Raw genomic sequence first — 21,046 nt, forward strand, 5'->3', positions numbered from 1 at the left:
AGCTACGCCGACCGTGAGACCGGGCCACGCGCCCGCCGTGACCGGCGGGGCACCCTTCGGGTCACTCGACGCGGGTGTCCGAGCCGGTGTCCTCCTCGTCGGGCAGGTGGATGTCGTTGACGGCGACGTTGACCTCGACGACCTCCAGGCCGGTGATGCGCTCCACCGCCGAGATCACGTTCTCCCGCACGTCGCGGGCGACGTCCATGATCGGGACGCCGTACTCCAGCACCAGGTCGAGATCGATGGCGGTCTGCCGCTCACCGACCTCCACCTTGACGCCGCGCCCCACGTTGGGGCGGCCGCCGGGCACCCGGTCGCGGACTGCGCCGATGGTGCGGGACAGACCACCGCCCATGTCCCACACGCCGGGGATCTCCCGCGCGGCCATCCCCGAGATCTTGACGACCACCACATCCGCGATCGACGTCTTGCCGCGGGTAGGCGCCGGCTCCGAGGAACCCGGGGCGCCACCGCTCACCGTCGTGGAGCCGGGCGTCTTGGCCTGGTTCAGCTTGCTCTCCGCCGGGTTGAGGGTCTTCTGCGGCGTGGTCATCGTTGCCTCCTCGATGAGTCGGGATCGTGCGTGTCTACTGCTTCCGACACACCCGGCGCCGATCCGTTACGCAGTTGGGGGAAGAAAATTTTTGAAAATCACCGCCGTGACCGCGTAACGCGATCGGGAGCCGGCGTGTCCAACCCGCAGAGGCGAGTGAAAGGAGCCGCCGTTGCCGGGGGATGAGAAGACGAGGCCGCCAGTGGACGCGGAGGGCGTGTTGCGCGACGCGCTGCTGGCCGTGCGGGCGGGGCAGGGTGATGAGGAGGCCTTCGAGGCCCTCGTGCGCCGCTACGCGCCCGCGTTGTTGCGGCTCGCGACGCGGCTGCTCGGCAATCGAGCGGAGGCTGAGGATGCGGTGCAGGAATCATTGGTGAGCGCGTGGCGGAAGCTGCCGGAGTTCCGGCAACAGGCCAGCTTCCAGACGTGGATATACCGCATCGTGAGCAACCGCTGTCTCAACGTGCTGCGCAGTCGTAGGCCCCTCACCGGCCTGGACAGCATTCCGGAGCCCGCCGCGCCCGACCACCTGGTCTCCCCGGAGCGGTCGGCGGAGTCGCAGGCGGCCGCCAAGGCGCTGTTCGAGGCCCTGGCGCGGCTCTCACCCGAGCAACGCGTGTGCTGGGTGCTCAGGGAGATGGACGGGCTGTCCCACGAGGAGATCGCGGAGACGGTCGGTATCCGTCCCGAGGCGGTTCGGGGACGGGTTTTCCGCGCGCGGCGCTGTCTGACGGAGGCGATGGGCGCATGGCGATAAACGACGAGACCTATCCGGCGCACGGAGCAGACGGACTCCGGGACGGGCTCCTCCCGCAGGAGCAGACGCAAACCGCTCCGGCAGGAGCGATCAGTCCGGCACAAGTTCCCACCAGGGGCGAAGAGGATGCCGCTATGGAGGAGATCGAGGACGAGGGGGTCGATGAGCGCTTGCCGTGCGGCCGGCTGCTCTCGGAGGTGTGGGAAGCGGAGGACCGGGGGGCGGGTGATCCGCATCTGCGCGAGTGCCCGCACTGCTCCGCGGCGCGTGCGGAGCTCGGTCTGCTCGGTGACACGGTGCGGGACGTGCTGGCCTCGGAGCCGGATGACGGAGACGGGCGGGGCTGGGACACCACGGCGTTGACCGCGCGGGTCATGGACGTGGTGCGGCTGGAGCTGCGCCCCGGCCGCCCTCTCCCGCTGGGGGAGACGACCGAAGATCTGTGGATCATGGAGGCGGCCGCCGCGAAGACGGTGCGGGCCGCGGCCGAGTCACTGGAGGGGGTGCACGCGGGCTCCTGCCGCATCGGCCCGCCGCCCGAGCAGTTCGTCCCGGCCCGGCCGCCGGAGGAGCGGCGCCGCCCGGCCCACGTGGAGCTGGAGGTGGCCGTCTCCGATCTCGCTCCGCTGCGGGAGGTGGCCGACGGGGTGCGTGAGCGGGTGCGCATGGCGGTGGACCACGAACTGGGGATGGATGTCGCCGCCATCGACATCCGGATCACCGACATCTACGCCGACGAGGACGACGATGAGGAGATAGGCGTGCCGGGCCGGGCGGAACACGGGAGGACTGGGGCGGGGCGGGCCCCGGTCGGTGGCTGGGAGGTGACCCTCGATGACCGGTGACGAGCGGGAAGAGCGCGTCGCAGCCGCGGCGGCAGCCGCTCTCCAGGTGCCGGGCGTCGCGTTTCTGAAGCCTGGCCTGGCAGGCAGGCTGCGGGCCTCCGCCTCGGCTCTCGCCAGGGCGGAGAAGGGCCCGGACCGTCGCCGGGCCGACCCGACGGCGGGCGTCCGGGTGCGCCAGGGCACGCCGTGGACGGCGGAGGTGCACATCGTGCTGCAGCGCGGTCACCGGGCGTTGGACGTCACTCGCGCGGTGCGGTCCGCGGTGGCGGATTCCTTCGGCGAAACCCCGGTGCGTGTCACCGTCACGGTCTCCGGAATGGTCTGACCTCTCTCAGGCTCGCGCGGACCGATGCATGAAGACGGAGGCGCCGGGTAACTGACCCTGCATCCGTTCGAGCGTTCAAGCGGGGCACCGCTCGGCGGGCGGCGCAGTAGCACGCTTTGCGTACTACTGCGCCGGGGAGAGGAAAGACCCCCACATTCGCGGGGACCGGCCGTTTCCACGGTGAGCGACCGCGAAGACGGGAGACAGACATGGATCAGGCAACAGCGCTTCAGGACGAGGAGGAGCGAACTCTTCCGGCGGCCATGGCACAGACCGCTTATGTGAGCAGTAGTTTCGAGGCCCGTCAGCTCACTCGGGAATTCCTCACCACTCTCGTGCCACAGCCCTCGCAGGAGACCACGGAGACGTTCCTGCTGGTGGTGTCCGAGTTGGTGACCAACGCACTGCGGTACGGGAACGGCGTCACGGACTTCCAACTGGGAGCCACGCGCGACACCCTCACAGTCGACGTGGGGGATTCCAATTCCGCGCTTCCGCGGGAGCGGGCGCCAGGGAGCCTTGAGGGCGGGGAAAACGGAGGATTCGGCTGGCCCATCATCCGCCACCTGGCCCACGACATCACCATTCGGCTGCGTCGCAACAATGGGAAGATCATTCACGCGGGTATTCCGATGTGAGGAGGCCGAGAGCTCGCGGAAATCGCCTGCGGGCGGCGGCAACGGCAACGGCGACGTCCGCGCGAAGCCCGATGCGGCTCGGTGAAACGGCTACGCGGGTGAGGGTGGTACGGAAATGCATGTCGTACGGGGAATCGACCATGTCGGAGTGACCGTTCCCGATATCGAGGCCGCGACAGAATTCTTCGTTCGGGCGCTCGGGGCCGAGAAGCTGTATGACACGCTGCCGCGGGAGGAAGGGCCCAAGGGGGGTGAGGAGACCGTGCGGCGCCTGGGGGTACCACCGGGCACCGAGCAGGTGGCCATGCGGATGCTGCGTCTGCCGCACGGTCCAGGTCTGGAGCTGTTCGCATTCCGCGGTCCCCGCCGACGGGAAGCGGTGGTTCCGAGTGATCTGGGCTGGCAGCACCTGGCGTGCTACGTCGAGGATCTGTCCGCTGCCTGTGAGGCCGTACGTGAGGCGGGCGGGACCGTGCTGGACGAGCCTCATCCCCTGCCGGGCCCCGAGGCCGGTCCCCGCAACCGATTCCTCTACTGCCGCACCCCCTGGGGAAGCACCCTGGAGCTGCTGACCTATCCCGATCCCATGCCCTACGAGGACACCACCGAGTTGCGTCGCTGGCATCCGTAGAGCTCTCATGCGGCACGCAGAGCTGGGCTCGTGGGGGCGCACGCGTTCTCGCGGCGTGGTCGTCGGTCGCCGCTCCCCGGCGGTTGGGGCCGGCCGGAGCCTGCCGGCCCTCGGCACGAAGCAAGGACGGAAGAGCGCGCTTGAGGTCGACCCCCGGCATGCTCCCTTGTGTGCCGGGGCTCGGGTGGGCGGCTCCTGGTTGTGAGCGCGGCTCGGGCGGATCGCTTTTCTGGTCGTGAGCCCGGTTCGCGCAGGCGGCTCTGGCCATGGGCCGGCCCGGCCCGAGCAGGGCTTTGCCGGGCGCCAGGGGGAGTCAGGCGCTCGGCGCGCGGGCAGGGCTTCGCCGGGCGCTCGGGGGAGTACGGCACGCGCGCCCTGGTCGTCAGCCCGTACGAGGCGGGTGGCTCTCCGGTGGTTCAGATGCGCCGACGGTCGGCCAGTCGGCCAGGCAACTGACCAGCTCGTAGCCGATCAGCCGGCCGACCGGCCGACCGGCCGGACAGACGGGTGTCGGCCGGGTCGGGCGGCGGGCTCAGCGGCCCGGCCGGTTGTGAGCGGGGTCAGGTCGGTTCGGTGGGTGGTGCGTGGTCGTGGTCGGTCGCCTGGGCGGCCTCGCGGGCCCGGAGCCGTTCCCGTTGCGGTACCACGGTGTATTTCGGATCGGCCAGTGCCGCGCGGCCCGCGTGGAAGACCCCCAGGCGGGTGCAGACCGATCCGGCCAGCAGGGCCGCCCCGCTCAGCGCTGCCAGGCCGCGGTTGCGGCCGCCTGTCGCGGCGCCGGCCAGTGCGCCGGCCGCGGTGAGCGCCTTGGCGGAGCGCATCAGCCGTCCCGCGAGCCCCTCGCGGTACGTCTCGGCGACCATGCCCAGCCTGGACTCCATCCGGTGGGTCGCGGCGGCCTCCAGCCCGGCGCCGAAGAGGGCGGCGTGCCGCGCGGGCCGGTTCTCCCGCAGGGGCGCGGTCAGCAGCGCCGTGCCGGCCGCGGCGGCGGTGGCCGAGCCGGCGAAGACGAAGGGCAGTTCGCGGTAGCCGTCGTGCCAGGCGGGCGTCGCCGTGTCGGACGCCAGTACGGCCGTGTAGGTGGCGACGGCGGGCCCGAGCAACGCGGCACCCGCGGTGGCGGTGTGCCCGGCGCGTGGCAGGAGGCCCGTCATGTCGGAGACGGCGGCGCCGCCGGCCAGCGGTCCGTAGGCGGCGAGCAGCCAGGAGCCGACGCTCATCGGGGAGGTCGGTTTGAGGACGCGCAGCATGTTGGCGAACCTGGCGGGTTTGCCGAGGTCGTGGATGAGCGCTGCGGCGGAGCCCGCGATGGCCACCGTGGAGGTGATCTTCATGGAGCGCGCCATCACGGGCCGCTGCGTCGCCGTGGCTCCGGCGGCCAGCAGCGAGCCGGCTCCGGCGAGTCCGCCGAGGAAGAAGTAGCCGCCGATGTTGAGGGGCTTCCACTCGGGGGTGTTGAGGATGGGCTTGCCGTAGTAGGAGGTGAACTCCGCGTCGGGAACGACCGTTTGCTCGCCTCGGCGCTTGCGGCGCCGCTTGCCGCCGTTGAGCGGGGCCGTCGTCGTCATAGCCGCCTCCTTGCGAACGGGCCGCGCGTGGTCTTCGGTTTGCCGCTTGTCGCGAAGGCGGCGGCGAGTCCGCCCAGCAGGGTGAGTGCGGCCGCGCCTGCCTGCTTCCACATGGCGGGCAGGTCGCGGGTGGTCACCACCGGATCGGGTGGTAGACCGTAGACCTCGGGTTCGTCGAGCAGCAGGAAGAACGCGCCGTCGCCGCCCACGCCGTCGTCCGGGTCGTGGCCGTAGAGCCGGGCGTCGGGGACGCCCGCGCGGTGCAGTTCCTCGACCCTGGCCGCTGCTCGCTCGCGCAGTTCGTCCAGTGGGCCGTACTGGATCGACTCGGTGGGGCACGCCTTGGCGCAGGCGGGCGTCTGGCCTTCGCCGAGCCGGTCGTAGCACAGGGTGCACTTGAAGGCGCGGCCGTCGTCGGGGCGCTGTTCGATGACGCCGTAGGGGCAGGCGGGTACGCAGTAGCCGCAGCCGTTGCAGATGTCCTCCTGCACCACCACGGTGCCGAACTCGGTGCGGAAGAGGGAGCCGGTCGGGCAGACGTCGAGGCAGGCGGCGTGTGTGCAGTGCTTGCACACGTCGGAGGACATCAACCAGCGCAGTTCGGAGGAGCCGGAGCCCTGGGCGGCCAGGGCGAAGACGTCGGCGTTGGCGTCGGCGTCGTCCTCCGCCCCTTCGCCTTGGGGATTTCGAAAGCCGTCCCCTTGGTGCTGGTGCGCACCCTGGTGCTGGTGCTCGTCGTCGTGTCGGCGCCGGCCCTGGTGCTCCTTGGGCACGACCGGCTTGCTCTGTTCGATGAAGGCGACGTGCCGCCAGGTGGAGGCGCCGAGCCCCTGGGTGTTGTCGTAGCTCATCCCGGTCAGCTCCATGCCGTCTTCCGGGATGGCGTTCCACTCCTTGCAGGCCACCTCGCACGCCTTGCAGCCGATGCACACGGAGGTGTCGGTGAAGAAGCCGACACGCTCGACGGTGGCCGTCACCTCACGCGTCCCCGTACCGCCTGCGGCGGCCGCCCCTGTGCTACCGGTTGCGGCCACCCCCGCGCCCCCACTGCTCGCGCCGCTCCCGCTGCCGTCGTGGCCTGCGTGGCCGTCGTGGCCTCCGTGGCCTGCGTGGCCTCCGCGGCGGCCATGGCCGCCATGACCGCTGCCCCCGGCGGCGCCCGCGCCGCCCCCAGCGGCCCCCGACCCGCCGTGGCCGTCGCGACCGCCGTGGCCGTCGCGTCCGCCGTGACCGCCGTCGCCGTCCGTCATCCCCGTACCTCCGTCCCGGTGTGCTCGGTGATGCCTGCTCGTTCGCGGTAGTCCGCGAGGAGGGTCAGCAGTTCGGGGCCGCGTGGGCGGCGGCCCGGCTTGATGTCGGCGGTGAGGGCCTTGACTTCCTGGATGTGGACGTTCGGGTCCAGCGCGATGGAGGTGAGTTCGTTGGCGGCGTCGCCGCGTGCGTAGCCGTTGCGTCCCCAGTGGTAGGGCAGTCCGATCTGGTGCACGGTGTGGCCGCCCACCCGCAGGGGGCGCATCCGCTCGGTGACCAGGACGCGCGCCTCCACGGCGCCGCGGGCGGTCACGATGGTGGCCCACCCCGTGTGTTCGAGGCCGCGCTCTGCGGCGAGTTCGGGGGAGACCTCGCAGAAGAACTCGGGCTGGAGTTCGGACAGGTACGGCGACCATCGGCTCATCCCGCCGGCGGTGAAGTGCTCGGTCAGCCGGTAGGTCGTCACCACGTAGGGGAAGACGCCGGTGCCCGCCTCGTGGCCGCTGGGGTGGTAGGCGTTGGCCGGGTGGGGGTGGGTCTCGCGGACCGGGCTGCGCTGCTGGTCGGGGTGGAGCGGGTTGTGGACGGGGGAGTCCTGCGGCTCGTAGTGGGTGGGCAGGGGGCCGTCCATCAGACCGGCCGGCGCGTAGAGCCAGCCCTTTCCGTCGCCCTGCATGATGAACGGGTCGACGCCCGAGAGCGCGTCGGGCCCGGTGGCGTCCGGGGCGGGCCGGTGGGAGGGCGGGCGGTCGGCGACGAAGTCCGGCACGTCGTAGCCGCTCCAGGTGGATCGCTCCGCGTCCCACCACACCAGGGCCTTGCTGGGGCTCCAGGGGGCGCCCTCGGGGTCGGCGGAGGCGCGGTTGTAGAGGATGCGCCGGTTGGACGGCCAGGACCAGGCCCACTCGGCGGCGATCCAGTCCTGCTGGGTGTGCGGCTTCTTGCGGGCGGCCTGGTTGACGCCGTCCTTGTAGACGCCGCAGTAGATCCAGCAGCCGCAGGAGGTCGAGCCGTCGTCGCGCAGTTCCTGGTAGCGGGACAGCGGACTGCCGTCGGCGTGGCGGCCGTTGATCTCGGCGAGCACCGCGTCGGCGACGGGCTCCTCCAGCGGCCCGTCGACCGGGTAGTCCCAGGTCAGGTCGAGTACCGGCCGGTCGATCGGGTCGGTGGAGCCGCGTAGCTTCGCGCGGATGCGGCGGCCCAGGTGGTACATGAACCACAGGTCGCTGCGGGCTTCGCCGTCCGGCTCCTTGGCCGGGTAGTGCCATTGGAGCATCCGGTTGGTGTTGGTGAAGGAGCCGGCCTTCTCGGTGTGCGAGGCGGCGGGGAAGAAGAAGACCTCGGTGGCGTTCTCCTCGGTCTTCAGCTCGCCGGTCTCCGTCTCGGGACCGTCCTTCCACCAGGTGGCCGACTCGATGAGGGAGAAGTCGCGCACCACCAGCCATTCGAGGTTGGCCATGCCCATGCGCTGCATCTTCGCGTTCGCGGAGCCGACCGCCGGGTTCTCGCCCATCAGGAAGTAGCCCTTGCACCGTCCCGCGAGCTGTTCGAGGACGGTGTCGTAGGTGCTGTGCGAGCCGGTGAGCCTGGGCAGGTGGTCGAAGCAGTAGTCGTTCTCGGCGGTCGCGGCCTCGCCCCAGTAGGCCTTGAGCAGGCTGACGACGTAGTTGCGCATGTCGCCCCAGTAGCCCTTGTCGGTGCGCATGGCCTCGACGAAGGTGTCCAGGTCCTCCGCCCTGTGCGCGTGGGGCATCGGGATGTAGCCGGGCAGCAGGTTGAAGAGGGTGGGGATGTCGCTGGAGCCCTGGATGCTGGCGTGGCCGCGCAGTGCCTGGATGCCGCCGCCGGGCCGGCCGATGTTGCCGAGCAGGAGTTGCAGTACGCAGGCGGCCCGGATGTACTGGGCGCCGACGGTGTGCTGCGTCCAGCCGACGGCGTAGGCGAAGGCGGAGGTGCGGTCGGGGCCTGAGTTGTCCACCAGGGCGCGGCACACGCCCAGGAACGTCTCGGGCGGGATGCCGCAGGTCTCTTCGACCATCTCGGGCGTGTAGCGCGCGTAGTGGCGCTTGAGGATCTGGTAGACGCAGCGCGGGTGTTGCAGCGTACGGTCGTGTGTCCGGTTCCCGGAGACGGGGGCGCCGCCGGAGCCGTGCGATTCGGAGCCGCCCGCGGTGGCCACCGAGCGGCCCTGGCTGGTGCGCTCCTCGTAGAGCGCGTCGCGCTCCCCCGAGGCCGCCTGCACGACGTCGCCCTCGTACTGCCAGCTGGCGGTGTCGTAGTGCCCGGTCTCCTGGTTGAGTCCGGAGAAGACGCCGTCCAGGTCCTCGGTGTCGCGGAACTCCTCGCCGACGAGTGTGGAGGCGTTGGTGTAGTCGAGCACGTACGGGCGGAAGTCCGCCTCGTGGGACAGCACGTAGTTGATGATGCCGCCGAGGAAGGCGATGTCGGTGCCCGCCCGGATCGGCACGTGCAGATCGGCCAGCGCACTCGTCCGGGTGAAGCGCGGGTCGACGTGGATGATCGTGGCGCCGCGCGCCTTGGCCTCCATCACCCACTGGAAGCCGACCGGGTGCGCCTCGGCGAAGTTGGAGCCCTCGATGACGATGCAGTCGGCGTGCTGGAGGTCCTGGAGGAAGGTGGTGGCGCCGCCCCGCCCGAACGAGGTGCCGAGCCCGGCGACGGTGGAGCTGTGGCAGACCCGCGCCTGGTTCTCGATCTGCACCACGCCGAGAGACGTGAGCAGCTTCTTGATGAGGTAGTTCTCCTCGTTGTCCAGCGCCGCGCCGCCCAGCGCCGCAAGCCCCATGGTGCGGTTGACGCGGACGCCGTCGCGTTCGTCCTCCCAGCCCTGGCGGCGCGTGCGGATGACCCGGTCGGCCACCATGTCCATGGCCGTCTCCAGGTCGAGCCGCTCCCAGTCGGTGCCGTGGGGGCGCCGGTAGAGCACTTCGTGGCGGCGGGCGTCGCCCGTGGTCAGCTGGAGTGTGGCCGCGCCCTTGGGGCAGAGCCTGCCCCTGCTGACGGGGGAGTCGGGATCACCCTCGATCTGGACGACCTGTTCGTCCTTGACGTACACGTCCTGGCCGCAGCCGACGGCGCAGTAGGGACAGATCGATTTGACGACACGGTCGGCGGAGTGGGTGCGCGGCCGCAGGGAACGGGTGTACGAGGAGGAGGCGGCCGTGCCTCTGCCCGTCGGATCGCCGCTGCCCATGGCCTGCCGGTACACGGGCCAGTCCTTGATCCAGGTACGTACGCCCATCCCACGTCCTCCCAGCGGGTCGGCCTGATACAGGGCTCGGATGTACGGCTCAGGCGGCCTTGCCGGAGCTGCCGCGGCCGGCATGCGCTTCGAGTGCTTCGAGCAGTTGTTCGCGCGTCATCTTCGAGCGGCCCTTCACGCCCTGGTCGCCTGCGCGCCGGTACAGCTCGTCCTTGCTCAGATCACGGAGCGGGGGAGTGCTCTTCGAGGCGCCTGCCCGGCCCTTCGAGGATCCCGTCCCCCGGCCCTGTGAAGTGCCTGTCCCACCCTGCGAGGCGCCAGGCCGACTCCGGCCCTTAAAAGCGCCCGTCCGGCCCTTCGAGACCGAGGCGCCAGCCCCGCTCTGGGACCTGCTCTCCCGCCTCTTCGCCGGACGCGTGCGGTCCCCGGCGGCGGGTTTCCTGCGGCCGCTTCCGGTCTTCCGGCCTCCGCCGCCCCCCTTCCCGGAGCGGGCCCGTTCGATGCTGCGGTTGAGGGCCTCGCTGAGGTCCACCACGTTGGTGGCCTCCGGAGGACCCTCCTCGGGGGTGAGTTCCTCGCCCTCGGCCTTGGCCTCGACCAGCGCACGCACCCGGTCCTCGTAGCTGTCGCTGTAGTCCTCGGGGTGGAAGGTGGTGCTCATGCTGTCGATGAGCTGCCGCGCGGTCTTCAGCTCCTTGCTGTCCGAGCGCTGACGTCCTGGCAGCCCGGACAGCTCCTCCTCGGGGTCGCGGACCTCGTCCGCCCAGTGCAGGGTGTGCAGCGCCAGGACGTTCTCGCCGGCGCGGAGAGCGACCAGGTACTCCTTGCTGTGCATCACGAAGGTGGCGATGCCCGTCTTCTCGGAGGACTCCAGAGCGGCACGGAGCAGTTCGTACGGCTTGCGGTACTTCTCGTCGCCGGGCGCGAGGTAGTAGGAGCGCACGTAGTAGACCGGATCGACCTCGTCCGCTTCCACGAAGCCGCTCACGTCGATGACCTGGGACTTGCCGGGGGCGATCTCCTCCAGCTCCTCCCGCTCGACGGTGACGTACTCGCCGTCGGCGATCTCGTAGCCCTTGACGATGTCGTCGAAGCCGACGCTCTTTCCGGTGCGTTCGTTCACCCGCTTGTTGCGCACCCGGTCGTTGGTGCCGCGCTGCAACTGGTGGAAGTGGGTGGTGTGGTCCTCGGTGGCGGCGTACATCCGTACCGGGACCGTGACCAGCCCGAAGGTGATCACTCCGCTCCAGACCGGGCGTGCCATCGCTTCTCCTGCTCCTGAGTGGCCCCGGGCCAAAGGGATCTGGGGCCCGGGGCGAGCGCGCTCCCACTGTCGCCCGCGGTGCGCTCCGCCGCATCCCGGGCCGTGCGTTCGTGTGCCCGGGTTTCACGCCCCCGGCGCCTCACACCCCTCATTTCCTACGCGCCGATCCGTCGGGCCGCGCCCCTGCGCCCCGCGTGCTTCGTACGGAATCGGTGCCGCGGGAGTCGAGGGTCCCTCGGTGGGGAAAGCCGATTACTGAGAGCACACCATTCCCGCACGCTTCGCATCCGCCCGGCGACCCGGGTGTCCGGCATGGAGAGATCAGGAGGCGCTCCGGTATGACGACTGAGGAACTCTCCGACACGCACGGTCTGCCCGCCGCCCCGTCCCTGCTGTCCACCGCACACGAGCGGATCGAGCCGCTGCTGCGGGAGGCGGTCGGCGCGCTGCAGCCGGAACTGCGCCGCGTCTGCGGCTACCACTTCGGCTGGAGTCAGCCGGACGGCAGCCCCACCTACGGCGTCGCCCCCGAGCCCCCGCTGCGCGCGGCCCTGACGCTGTGCGCGGCGGGCGCGAGCGAGACCGGAAGGGACGGCTCCGCCACGCACTCCACGGACGCCGCGCTGCCCGGGGCCGCGGCGGTGGAACTGGTGCACAACTGGGCGGCCCTGCACGACGACGTGATGGACGGTGAGGCGCTGCGGCACGGGCGCTCCGCCGTGTGGGCCGTCTACGGAACCGGCTGGGCCGTGCTGGCAGGGGACGCGCTCCTGGGTGCTGCCACCCGCCGTGTGCTGCCCACAGGCGCCGACCCCGAGGCGGAGGCCGCCGTGCTGCGGCTGCTGACCCGCACCACCTCGCGGCTGGTCAGCGGCCGGTCGGCCGAACTCGCGCTGCGGCGCCGCGCGCCCGAGGGCATCAGCGTGGAGGAGTACGCCGTGGTGGCCGGAGCGCGCCGCAGTTCGCTGCTGGAGTGCGCGCTGGCCGGTGGCGCGCTGCTGGCGGGGGCGGACGAACGCGTGGTCGAGGCGCTGACGCGCGCGGGACACCACCTGGGTGTCGCGGCGCAGGTGGCCCGCGACATCGAGGACCTGTGGTCGGGGACGGCGCTGAGCGGACGGCCCGTCATGAGCGGGCTGCGCGAGGGCGGCCCGAGCCTTCCGCTGATCGCGGCGCTGCGCGCGGGCAACCCCGCGGCGCGGACGCTCGCCCAGTCGCTGGGCGGCGGCCCCGCCTGCCCACCGCCCCCGGACGAGCTGGCCGCTCTCATCGACCACGCGGGCGGGCGGGCCGCCGCCGACGAGATATCGGCCTGGCAGCTGACGGAAGCGCTCACCCAGCTGGACAAGGCCGCGCTGCCACCCGCCACCCACACCGCTCTCAGGGCGCTGTTCCGTCACACGGTCGCCCGGGGCTGAGGGGCGGCCTCCGGAGCGTCGTTACGGAGCCCGGGTGCTCCCTGTGGGCCGGTCGGGGGACAGGCGCTGTGTCGCTGCCGGGGAGCGAGGGCGAGTCGTCGTCCAGTGCGTTTATCGCACTTGTATGACTGGTTCGCCCCGCAGGAGCACTCATGCGCACAGACGTTCCCACCGGCCGCGGTCGCGGCCTCGGTCGTCCCCTCGGCCGCCGTCGCGCACCGCGCGACGCCCGCCTCACCCCGTCGTCCCACCACGCCCCGTCGACCCACCACGTCCGGCCGCCCCGCCCCTTTCCTCCGCTCCGCCTTTTCCCTCCGCTCCGCCTCTTCCTCCGCTCGGACCTCATCGCCCGCGCCCACCTCGCCCCGCGTGTCCACCTCGCCCCGCGCGTCCGCCCCACTCGCGGTCGTAACAGCGGACGCGGACTCCTCGCGGCTGCCGCCGTCACCGCGCTGCTCGGCGGCGTCGCCGGATGTGGAACGGCCGAGGACGGCGCGCGCGCCGGGTCGGCGGGGGACGGGGGGCGCGCGGAGCGCGGCGACGGACAGCAGGCCCGGCACGAGCGGGGGCAGGGCGACGCGCACGGCTTCTCCCTGGTGGCCACCGGCGACCTGCTCGTGCACGACTCGATCATCCGGCAGGCGCGCGCTGATGCGGGCGGCTCGGGCTACGACTTCGGCCGCATGATCGACGCGGCGAAACCGATGGTGAGGAAAGCCGACCTGGCGATCTGCCACATGGAGACCGTCTACGGGCCCGACGGCGGTCCGTTCTCCGGGTACCCGCTCTTCAAGACCCCGCCGCAGCTGGCGCGCTCCGTCAAGAACGTGGGCTACGACTCGTGTTCGACCGGCTCCAACCATACGCTGGACGACAGCAGTGACGGCGTGCACCGCACCCTGAAGGCCATGGACTCAGCCGGGCTCCAGCACGTGGGCTCCGCCCGCTCGGCCCGCGAACGCGGGCGGCCCGCCGAGCTGCGGGCCGGTGGCGCCAAGGTCGCCCAGCTCGCGTACACCTACGGCACCAACGGCATCTCCGTGCCCCAGAGTAAGCCCTGGCTCGTCAACCTGATCGAGCCCGCACGCATCATCCGGGACGCCCGCGCCGCGCGGCGGGCGGGCGCCGACGTGGTCGTCGTCAGCATGCACTGGGGTACCGAGTGGCAGCAGGAGCCCGACCAGCTCCAGCGGTCCATGGCCGAGACACTGACCGCCTCCCGCTCCCACGGCCGCCGGGACATCGACCTGATCCTCGGCACCCACGCACACGTGCCGCAGGCGTACGAGAAGGTCAACGGCACCTGGGTCGTCTACGGCATGGGCGACCAGATCGCGGGCAAGATGAACGATCCCCGCGGGTCCATGGGCACCGCGGCGCGCTTCCACTTCGTCCCGCCCGGCCGCACCTCAGACCGGGGGCACAAGGGCGCCTGGACGGTCGACAAGGCCTCCTTCACCCCCTTCCTGATGCGGTCCTCGCCCCGGTACACGCTCGTCAACCTCGCGTCCGGCAGCAGCAGGTCGGCCGGTGACCCCGCGCAGGACAAGGCCTACGACACCATCCGCGAGGCCGTCTTCAGCCGGGGCGCCAAGAAGGACGGCCTGCGCATGGTGTCGTAACGGGCCGGGCCACTCCGGGCCTACGCCGGGCCCACTCCGGGCCTACGCCGGGCCCACCCCGGGCCTACGCCGGGCCGGAGTGTCCCGGGCCTGCCGGACCCCCCGTCGGCGTGGGCAGATGCGGGACCGCGACGGGCCCTGCGGACCCCGCGACGGTCGCGGCGCGGCGGCGTCCGGCGCGGCCGAGGAGGACCGCCCCCACGACCATCAGCAGACCGACGCCGCCCCCGACGAGGCCGATCGTCAACTCGGTGGTGTCCAGCGGCGGGTGCTGGGTCGGTTCCACACCGTTCGGCGGGGTGAGGAACGTCTTGCCCTGGTACCCGGCGGGAGCGGCGCCGTCGGCCGGCGGGTCCGATACGGCCCGTACGGCCGCCGCCGCGTTGACCACTCCATGGCCGACCAGCGGGTTGTACCCGCCCGGCGGGTGCGCCGCCGTGCTGGTGAGGATGGCGCGCACCTGGGACGGCTTGAGCTCGGCGTCCTTGCCCAGCATCAGGGCCACAACCCCCGAGGTGAGCGCCGCCGCGGGCGAGGTGCCGTTGACGGGCGCGTAACCGCCGGTGTTCTTGGCGCTGACGATGCCGACGCCGGGAGCGGCGATCGTGTTGTACGTCCTGACGGTCGAGAACTCGGCGCGGCTGCCGCCCTTCTCGACGGCGGCCACGGCGATCACGCTGGGGTAGCCCGCCGGGTAGGACGAGTCGTTGAACATGTCGCCCTCGTTGCCGGCCGAGGCGATCACGGGCACGCCCTTGTGGGCCGCGTGTGCGAGTGCCTTGGTCTCCTGCTCGTCGAAGCTGGAGCCGAAGGTCTCGCCGCCCAGCGACATCGAGATCACGTCGGCGCCGTGGTCGACCGCGTAGGTGATGCCCTGGGCCACCGGACTCGGCCCGCTCGTCAGGTCCCCGTCGTTGTCCTTCTTGTCGTCGATGACCCGCACCGACAGGATGCTCGATTCGGGGGCGACCTTCAGCACGTCGGAAGCCATCGCCGTACCGTGCTCGCCCCACTGCGGATCACCGGAGTGGAGGCCGTCCTTGACGTAGTCGGGGCCCGTGGTCACCTTCCCGGCGACGGCAGGATGGTCCTTGACGACGCCGCTGTCGAGCACCGCGACCCGCACGCCCTTGCCCCGGGTCGTCTTCTGCGCCGAGGACAGGCCCAGCGCCTCCGACTCCCAACTCGCGGGCGTCTTCGCCTGAGCCGGGGTCGCCGAGCCGACGCACAGCAGCGCGCTGATGCCCGCTGCGGCGAAGGACGTGCCGACGCGCAGGCCGGCCCTTCGGACCTTCGTGTGTGTCATGAGGGCTTCGTCTCCTCGAGCAGCAGGTTCTCCAGGTGCTGGTCCAGGTCCGAGGCGAGCGTCTTGGCCGCCTCCCGCCACGGCAGCCGGTCCGACTTGGCGTCGAACTTGTGCCTGCCCCACTCGCCCGGCAGGTGCCCCGCCTTCCGCCCGTCGACCGAACCGGCCGAGGCGGCGATGGCGTAGGGCATGTAGAGCGTGTCGGTGGTTTGCATGCCGTCCGTGCCGTTGCGCCGGCTGTCCTTCCAGTCCTCGGCGAGCGTGTCGGGCACGGCGAACGCCTTGACGCCCTGGCTGGGCACGTCCTTGTCCCGCTGCTCGCTGAAGAAGCCCTCCATCCCCTTCTCCGGGTCGTCGACCTTGGGCAGGACGAGGACGGCGACGGTCGCCACGAGGTTGCCCGTCGGATCGACGTAGGTGGCGCGCAACGCGGCCTCGCAGCCCCGCTTGTCGGCCTCCGCCGCCAGGTCGCCCGTCAACGCGTCCCCGCAGCCGGTCTCCTGGGCGATGCCGAGGCGGTGCCACTCGGCCAGCTTCGGGTCGGCGGGATCGGACTGCGCGTCGGCCTTCGGGCCGAGGGTCTTGGGGAAGATCTTGTCGACCGGTTCGTTACGCCACAGGGCGGGGCCGTACGCGGTGCGGTTGGAGACGTTCTGGCTCGCGTTGGAGTAGGTGTGGGCGGTCAGCCCGCCGCCCGCGAGGAGGGCGAGACCGCCGACGACGCCGAGGAAGACGGTCAGGCAGGTGCGTCCGGTGCTCTTCTTCGGCCCCGGCCCCGGCGGTATGCCCGCACCCGGCGCCCCGGGGCCCGGCCCCCCGTACCCGGGAAAGCCCTGCCCGGGGGCGCCCTGCCCGGGAAAGCCCTGGCCGGGGGCGCCCTGCCCGGGAAAGCCCTGGCCGGGGGCGCCCTGCCCGGGAAAGCCCGGCCCCGCCGCGCCCGCTCCCGGCCCGCCGGGCCCCGGTACGCCGGCTCCCGGGGCTCCCGGTGGGGGACCTGGCGGCATCGGCGGGGGCGCGCCGGGCGGTGGCGGGACGGGCGGTCGGTGCCCGTACGACCCGGGGTTGCCGGGCGGGCTCGGGTAGGACATGGCTCCCCTCCTCGGTGTGCGGCGCAAGCGCGTGCGCGGGCAGCGGGAGGACGCGAACCCATGGAGAACGACCGTTCCCCCGCCGGTGCGTAGGAGACCCTACCGGTCACCGACGGGGGTGAGGCGATCGATCCCCGTCTCGCTTCTGTCACAGGAGAGCAGGTCAGAACAGTTCCGGACATAGCAGGCCCGGAAGGGGGGCAAGGGTCAGACGTTCTGGAGGGTCTCGTCGCGGCCGGTTTCGCCCGGAGGGCTGTGAGGGCTCCGGGGGCCAAGGGAATCTGCGGCGTCCCGGGCGTCCCGGGAGCCCTGGCGGCCGCCTCCGGTGCCGTCACCGCCGTCACCGGAGCCCGCACCGGCGTGCTCCTCCTCGGGGACGGAGATGACCCAGTGCGTGGCCTGGCGCGGCCGCAGATAGCAGGCCCAGTAGAGGGCGGCGGCGACGACGATGCCTCCGGTGATGGCGAGGCTCTCGGCGCTCTGCTGGAACAGGACCCAGATCAGCGCGGCCATCAGGAGCGCCGGGAGGACGGGCCACAGCGGCATCCGCCAGGCGGCCCGGTGCTTGAAGGCCTCCCGCCGGGCGGCCAGCGCGCCGAGGGCGACGAAGACGTACATGCCGGCCACCGCGACGCCGGTGACCTCGTTGAGCACGTCGAGGTTGACGAAGCACAGGACGGCTCCGGGGACGCCGACGACGAGGGTGGCCACCCACGGCGAGGCGAAGCGGGAGCCCAGCCGGGAGAGCGCGCGGTTGACCGGACCCGGCCAGGCGGCGTCGCGGGCGGAGGCGAAGACGACGCGCGAGTTCTGGATCACCATGACGATCGCCGCGTTGACGATGGCCAGCGCGATGCAGAGGCTGATGAACGTGCCGACGGCGGAGTTGCTCCACCGCTGCACCATGCCCGCGATGTCGCCGCCCGCGAGGGCGTGCAGGTCGGGGGCGCCGAGGGTGATGGCGACGACGGGGACGATGACGATGGCGAAGCCGATGCTCAGCGTCCACAGCACGGTACGGGAGACGGTGCGGCGCGGGTTCTCCATCTCCTCCGCCAGGTACACGGCGGTGGTGAAGCCCTGGAGGATGAACAGCGCGGTGGCCAGCCCTGTGACGATCAGTCCGGCCGTGACCGGGCTGGTGTGGCCCTGGCCCGCGTCCATGACGGGGTGGAGGAGGACGGAGGCGGGGCGCTGGGTGTGGGTGAAGCCGAGGAAGGCGACGATGGCGGCGCCCACGACCTCCAGGGCCAGGAAAATGCCGGTGATCCAGGCGTTGGCCCGCAGGTCGAGCAGTCCCATGGCGGTGGACAGCAGCATCACGGCGGCGGCCGCGACGCGCGGGTCGAGCTGCACGAGAGGGGCGAGGTAGTCCGCGGTGCCCAGGGCGATGATGGGCGGCACGATCATGACGACGATCAGCGAGAGAACGAAGACCAGCCAGCCCGCGAGCCTGCCCATCAGGGTGCCGACCATGGCGTACTCACCGCCGGACGACGGGATGAGAGTGCCGAGTTCGGAGTAGGTGAAGGCGACGCCGACGCACAGCAGCGCGGCGATGGCGAGGGTGAGGGCCGTGCCCGTGCCGAGGGTGCCGAAGGAGTCCGGCACGATCACGAAGAGCGACGAGGCCGGAGTCAGGCAGGACAGGGTGAGCAGGGTGCCGCCCACGACGCCTATGGAGCGCGTGAGCCGGGGCCGGCTGGTGTCTTCGGGGGTGTCGGTCATGCGGTTCCGTTCGTACTGCGTACGGGGTACGGCGCGTACTGGGCGCGGGAGCGGTATCGCCTCCGGTGTGGCACCGCGGGCGCGGTGCGGGGTGTGCGGTGCCGGACACGTGGTCCGGTCAGCGCATACAAGCGGTTGCGCAGAAGTGGAGTCAAGACCTCTATTCAACGGAATCCGTCACGTGAGGAGGTGATGACCACTGTTCCGGAAGGTCCGAGCCCTCTTTGGAGAGGATTCCGACAGCCGAGGAAACCGTAGCGGCGATGTGCGGGTTTCCCCGACCGTCACCGGCTTCTCACATCACGAGACTCGCCGTCTGTATCAGTCCCAGCGCGATCACGGAGGCGCCCGAGACGGTCAGCGTGACCGTCTTGAGCGTGCCCCGCGTCGTCTGTCCGAGCAGAGTCTGCAACAGCCAGAAGGTGTTGCTCGTGGCGTGGATGGCGAACAGCGAGCCCGCACCGGCCGCAAGGGCGATCAGTACCGGCTGCACGTCCAGGCTGGGCGCCACGGGGGCGAGGATGCCCGCTGCCGTGATGGCGGAGGTGGTGACCGAACCGATCGCCATGTGCAGGACGGCGGCGATCAGCCACACCAGCGCGAGCGGCGCCCAAGTGCCGGCCGAGAACGAGTCCTTGATCAGGTCACCGAGCCCCACGGCTTCCACCACGGCGGCCAGCGAGCCGCCGACCCCGGTCAGCACCAGGATCTGGCCGCTGGTGCGGAAGCCCTGCCCGAACGCGTCTCCGATCGCCCCGGCGGGCAGGCAGCGCCGTGCGACGAGACAGGCCAGGATCAGCCCCGTCAACAGCCCGACGACCGGGTCGCCGAGGAAGCCGACGACGGGGGAGTCCCAGCCGGCGACCTGGGCGAAGGCGCCGGTCGCGATCAGGACGAGGGCCAGCAGCAGCGGTGTGAGCGAGAGCCCCAACGGCGGTGCGGCGCCGTCACCGTGCACTACGGCGCCGTCCTGGGCGACAGCCCCGTCATCGGCCGCACCGCGGTGGGCGACCGCACCGCCCTCGACGACCGCACCGTCGTGGGCGACCGCGCCGCTATCGACGACCGCACCGCCCCTGACGACGGCGTCGCCCTCGACGACCGCGCTCTCGTCCCGGTCCGGGTTCCAGAAGCCGCGCTTGACCAGTGCGCTGAACAGCAGCAGGGTCAGCAGGATCGTCACGGCCGCCAGGGGGAAGCCGTAGAGGAGCATGATGCCCAGCGGGATGTCCAGCAGTCCGGCGAGGGCGAGCGCGCCGATGCCGGGCACCGACAGTGCGATGCCGACCTCGACGCCCAGCGCCATGGCGGCCGCCATCCGGGCGAGTCCGCCGGGACCGATGCGGGTGCCCAGCGACCGGGCGAGCGGGGCGGTCATCACGAGCAGTACATCGGCGAAGATGGACTGCAGCACGGTGCCCATCGTGATGGCGAAGGAGTAGGGCAGCCGCTTGGGGCCCAGCGTCCGCAGCAGCAGGGTGACCAGTTTCTCGATGGCGCCGAGCGCGGAGAGCAGGGTGCCCAGCAGCACGCCGAGGACGATGAGGAGCCCCACCTCGGCCATGAGGTCGCCGAAGCCCTTGTTGACCGTCTTCAGAGTGCGTTCGGCGCCCAGGCCGCTGGCGAGCCCGAGGTAGACGGCCCCGAGTACGAGCGCCAGCGCGGGGTTGACCTTCGCTTTGAGGATGAGCACGACCACCGCCGCGATGGCGATGGCCGTGTGCACCAAAGGTGCCGGGTTGTCCATCGTTCGTCTCCCGTCCGACCTGCGGAAACCCGATGTTCCGCAGCCGGATCATGGTCAACGCGGCACGCGCTGAGGGGAATGGGGGTCTCACGATGTGACCCGCACCCCGGCCGGACGGGAGGTCGGCCGGGGTGCGGGCATGGGTGTGGGCATGGGCGCGCTCGTCGTGCGGGTCAGTCGCCGGCGGTGACGCGCACGTAGTCGACGGTCATCTGCTGCGGGAAGTTCGTCGAGCCGTCCGGGTCGCCGGGCCAGTAGCCTCCCACGGCGAGGTTGAGGATCAGGAAGAACGGCTTGTCGAACACCCACGGGTTGCCGCCGACGTCGGCGGGCGTACGCGTCTGGTAGACGTTGCCGTCCACTGACCAGCTGATGGCGCCGGGGGACCAGTCGATGGCGAAGACGTGGAAGTCGTCGGCGAAGGCCGCGCCGTCCGGAGTCGAGTACGCGGCGCCGATGCCGCCCGAGCCGGAGTAGCCGGGGCCGTGCACGGTGCCGTGCACCGTGTTCGGCTCGAAGCCGACGTTCTCCATCACGTCGATCTCGCCGCAGGCGGGCCATCCGGCGCTGCCGATGTCGTCACCGAGCATCCAGAAGGCCGGCCACATGCCCTGGCCGCGCGGCACTTTGACGCGCGCTTCCACGTGTCCGTGGGTCTGGGTGAACTTGCCCGCGGTGTTCAGCCGTGCCGAGGTGTACTCGCACGTGCCGTACCAGCACTGGTAGTTGCCGGGGTTCTCTTTGCGTGCGGTGATGACGAGGTTGCCGTTGCCGTCGAGCGCGGCGTTGTCGGCGCCGGGGGTGTAGTACTGCCGTTCGTGGTTGTCGACGTTGTCTCCGGTCTCGGTCTGCCACTTGCCGCTGTCGGCGGGGGAGCCGGCGGCGCCGTCGAAGTCGTCGGAGAAGACGACCGCTTGGGCACCGCTGCCGGGGCGCCCGGTGTCCGCGGCGCCGGCCGATGCGGTGGCGGGCAGCAGCGCGGCGGTCGTGCAGCACAGCAGGGTCGCTCCGCACATCGCTGTGCGGAGCCGCCAGGGAAGTCTCATGTCAGCCCGTCCTTTCGTGGGGGATGGACGTAG

General features: G+C 71.6%; 17 protein-coding genes. 7 read left to right on the forward strand and 10 right to left on the reverse strand.

Annotated elements, in window-relative coordinates; genetic code table 11:
• Positions 1-61: 61 nt before the first annotated feature.
• The gene (locus MMF93_RS28260; RefSeq protein ID WP_242755897.1) at positions 62-556 is read right to left on the reverse strand and encodes an Asp23/Gls24 family envelope stress response protein; all 495 of its coding nucleotides are present in this window, start codon (positions 554-556) and stop codon (positions 62-64) included.
• Positions 557-728: 172 nt separating this feature from the next.
• Here MMF93_RS28260 and MMF93_RS28265 point away from each other — a divergent pair, with 172 nt between their 5' ends.
• From MMF93_RS28265 to MMF93_RS28285, 5 genes are all read left to right on the forward strand, one after another.
• A complete protein-coding gene (locus MMF93_RS28265; RefSeq protein WP_242755898.1) occupies positions 729-1,313 on the forward strand; it encodes an RNA polymerase sigma factor in 585 nt (194 codons plus the stop codon).
• A gap of 134 nt (positions 1,314-1,447) precedes the next feature.
• Positions 1,448-2,158: an Asp23/Gls24 family envelope stress response protein gene (locus MMF93_RS28270; protein ID WP_242755899.1), complete on the forward strand. Its 711-nt coding sequence runs from the start codon at positions 1,448-1,450 to the stop codon at positions 2,156-2,158.
• Positions 2,148-2,483, forward strand: a complete 336-nt coding sequence (locus MMF93_RS28275) for an Asp23/Gls24 family envelope stress response protein (protein WP_242755900.1) — start codon at positions 2,148-2,150, stop codon at positions 2,481-2,483. The genes MMF93_RS28270 and MMF93_RS28275 overlap by 11 nt, the downstream gene beginning before the upstream one ends.
• A gap of 209 nt (positions 2,484-2,692) precedes the next feature.
• The gene (locus MMF93_RS28280; protein ID WP_242755901.1) at positions 2,693-3,121 is read left to right on the forward strand and encodes an ATP-binding protein; all 429 of its coding nucleotides are present in this window, start codon (positions 2,693-2,695) and stop codon (positions 3,119-3,121) included.
• A gap of 115 nt (positions 3,122-3,236) precedes the next feature.
• Positions 3,237-3,752, forward strand: coding sequence for a VOC family protein (locus MMF93_RS28285; RefSeq protein ID WP_242755902.1), 516 nt, complete (start codon positions 3,237-3,239; stop codon positions 3,750-3,752).
• A 560-nt stretch (positions 3,753-4,312) separates the two neighbouring features.
• On the opposite strand, the gene nrfD is transcribed toward MMF93_RS28285, so the two are convergent.
• The 4 genes from nrfD to ku form a co-directional block, all read right to left on the reverse strand.
• Positions 4,313-5,320: an NrfD/PsrC family molybdoenzyme membrane anchor subunit gene (gene nrfD / locus MMF93_RS28290; protein ID WP_242755903.1), complete on the reverse strand. Its 1,008-nt coding sequence runs from the start codon at positions 5,318-5,320 to the stop codon at positions 4,313-4,315.
• Complete coding sequence (locus MMF93_RS28295; protein WP_242755904.1) at positions 5,317-6,297, reverse strand: 4Fe-4S dicluster domain-containing protein; 981 nt, start codon at positions 6,295-6,297, stop codon at positions 5,317-5,319. The genes nrfD and MMF93_RS28295 overlap by 4 nt, the downstream gene beginning before the upstream one ends.
• A 269-nt stretch (positions 6,298-6,566) precedes the next feature.
• Complete coding sequence (gene fdh / locus MMF93_RS28300) at positions 6,567-9,833, reverse strand: formate dehydrogenase (RefSeq protein WP_242755905.1); 3,267 nt, start codon at positions 9,831-9,833, stop codon at positions 6,567-6,569.
• 49 nt (positions 9,834-9,882) lie between these two features.
• Complete coding sequence (ku, locus tag MMF93_RS28305) at positions 9,883-11,058, reverse strand: non-homologous end joining protein Ku (protein WP_242755907.1); 1,176 nt, start codon at positions 11,056-11,058, stop codon at positions 9,883-9,885.
• A 338-nt stretch (positions 11,059-11,396) separates the two neighbouring features.
• Between ku and MMF93_RS28310 the strand changes: the two genes are divergently transcribed.
• Together MMF93_RS28310 and MMF93_RS28315 are read left to right on the forward strand one after the other, a co-directional pair.
• A complete protein-coding gene (locus tag MMF93_RS28310) occupies positions 11,397-12,476 on the forward strand; it encodes a polyprenyl synthetase family protein (protein WP_242755909.1) in 1,080 nt (359 codons plus the stop codon).
• A gap of 152 nt (positions 12,477-12,628) precedes the next feature.
• Positions 12,629-14,098, forward strand: a complete 1,470-nt coding sequence (locus MMF93_RS28315) for a CapA family protein (protein ID WP_341483309.1) — start codon at positions 12,629-12,631, stop codon at positions 14,096-14,098.
• Between the two features lie 64 nt (positions 14,099-14,162).
• Here the strand turns inward: MMF93_RS28315 and MMF93_RS28320 are convergent, their stop codons facing one another.
• The 5 genes from MMF93_RS28320 to MMF93_RS28340 form a co-directional block, all read right to left on the reverse strand.
• Positions 14,163-15,404, reverse strand: a complete 1,242-nt coding sequence (locus tag MMF93_RS28320; RefSeq protein ID WP_242755911.1) for a S8 family peptidase — start codon at positions 15,402-15,404, stop codon at positions 14,163-14,165.
• The gene (locus MMF93_RS28325) at positions 15,401-16,492 is read right to left on the reverse strand and encodes a hypothetical protein (RefSeq protein ID WP_242755913.1); all 1,092 of its coding nucleotides are present in this window, start codon (positions 16,490-16,492) and stop codon (positions 15,401-15,403) included. The genes MMF93_RS28320 and MMF93_RS28325 overlap by 4 nt, the downstream gene beginning before the upstream one ends.
• 207 nt (positions 16,493-16,699) lie before the next feature.
• The gene (locus MMF93_RS28330; protein ID WP_242755915.1) at positions 16,700-18,220 is read right to left on the reverse strand and encodes an APC family permease; all 1,521 of its coding nucleotides are present in this window, start codon (positions 18,218-18,220) and stop codon (positions 16,700-16,702) included.
• 295 nt (positions 18,221-18,515) lie between these two features.
• Positions 18,516-19,967 (reverse strand): GntP family permease, encoded by a 1,452-nt coding sequence (locus tag MMF93_RS28335; protein ID WP_242755917.1) that lies wholly within the window; start codon positions 19,965-19,967, stop codon positions 18,516-18,518.
• Positions 19,968-20,140: 173 nt separating this feature from the next.
• Positions 20,141-21,013 (reverse strand): glycoside hydrolase family 16 protein, encoded by an 873-nt coding sequence (locus MMF93_RS28340; RefSeq protein WP_242755919.1) that lies wholly within the window; start codon positions 21,011-21,013, stop codon positions 20,141-20,143.
• Positions 21,014-21,046: the final 33 nt, after the last annotated feature.

The sequence above is a fragment of the Streptomyces tubbatahanensis genome, from assembly GCF_022699385.1.
GTDB classification, from domain to species: Bacteria; Actinomycetota; Actinomycetes; order Streptomycetales; family Streptomycetaceae; genus Streptomyces; species Streptomyces diacarni.

Bases quoted from the DNA above. Each gene is read 5' to 3' on its own strand.
- MMF93_RS28270 (WP_242755899.1), top strand. From the start codon at position 1,448: ATGGAGGAGATCGAGGACGAGGGGGTCGATGAGCGCTTGCCGTGCGGC.
- fdh (WP_242755905.1), bottom strand. From the start codon at position 9,833: ATGGGCGTACGTACCTGGATCAAGGACTGGCCCGTGTACCGGCAGGCC.
- MMF93_RS28325 (WP_242755913.1), bottom strand. From the start codon at position 16,492: ATGTCCTACCCGAGCCCGCCCGGCAACCCCGGGTCGTACGGGCACCGA.
- MMF93_RS28275 (WP_242755900.1), top strand. From the start codon at position 2,148: ATGACCGGTGACGAGCGGGAAGAGCGCGTCGCAGCCGCGGCGGCAGCC.
- MMF93_RS28340 (WP_242755919.1), bottom strand. From the start codon at position 21,013: ATGAGACTTCCCTGGCGGCTCCGCACAGCGATGTGCGGAGCGACCCTG.
- MMF93_RS28315 (WP_341483309.1), top strand. From the start codon at position 12,629: ATGCGCACAGACGTTCCCACCGGCCGCGGTCGCGGCCTCGGTCGTCCC.
- MMF93_RS28335 (WP_242755917.1), bottom strand. From the start codon at position 19,967: ATGGACAACCCGGCACCTTTGGTGCACACGGCCATCGCCATCGCGGCG.
- ku (WP_242755907.1), bottom strand. From the start codon at position 11,058: ATGGCACGCCCGGTCTGGAGCGGAGTGATCACCTTCGGGCTGGTCACG.
- nrfD (WP_242755903.1), bottom strand. From the start codon at position 5,320: ATGACGACGACGGCCCCGCTCAACGGCGGCAAGCGGCGCCGCAAGCGC.
- MMF93_RS28320 (WP_242755911.1), bottom strand. From the start codon at position 15,404: ATGACACACACGAAGGTCCGAAGGGCCGGCCTGCGCGTCGGCACGTCC.
- MMF93_RS28280 (WP_242755901.1), top strand. From the start codon at position 2,693: ATGGATCAGGCAACAGCGCTTCAGGACGAGGAGGAGCGAACTCTTCCG.
- MMF93_RS28310 (WP_242755909.1), top strand. From the start codon at position 11,397: ATGACGACTGAGGAACTCTCCGACACGCACGGTCTGCCCGCCGCCCCG.
- MMF93_RS28285 (WP_242755902.1), top strand. From the start codon at position 3,237: ATGCATGTCGTACGGGGAATCGACCATGTCGGAGTGACCGTTCCCGAT.
- MMF93_RS28260 (WP_242755897.1), bottom strand. From the start codon at position 556: ATGACCACGCCGCAGAAGACCCTCAACCCGGCGGAGAGCAAGCTGAAC.
- MMF93_RS28330 (WP_242755915.1), bottom strand. From the start codon at position 18,220: ATGACCGACACCCCCGAAGACACCAGCCGGCCCCGGCTCACGCGCTCC.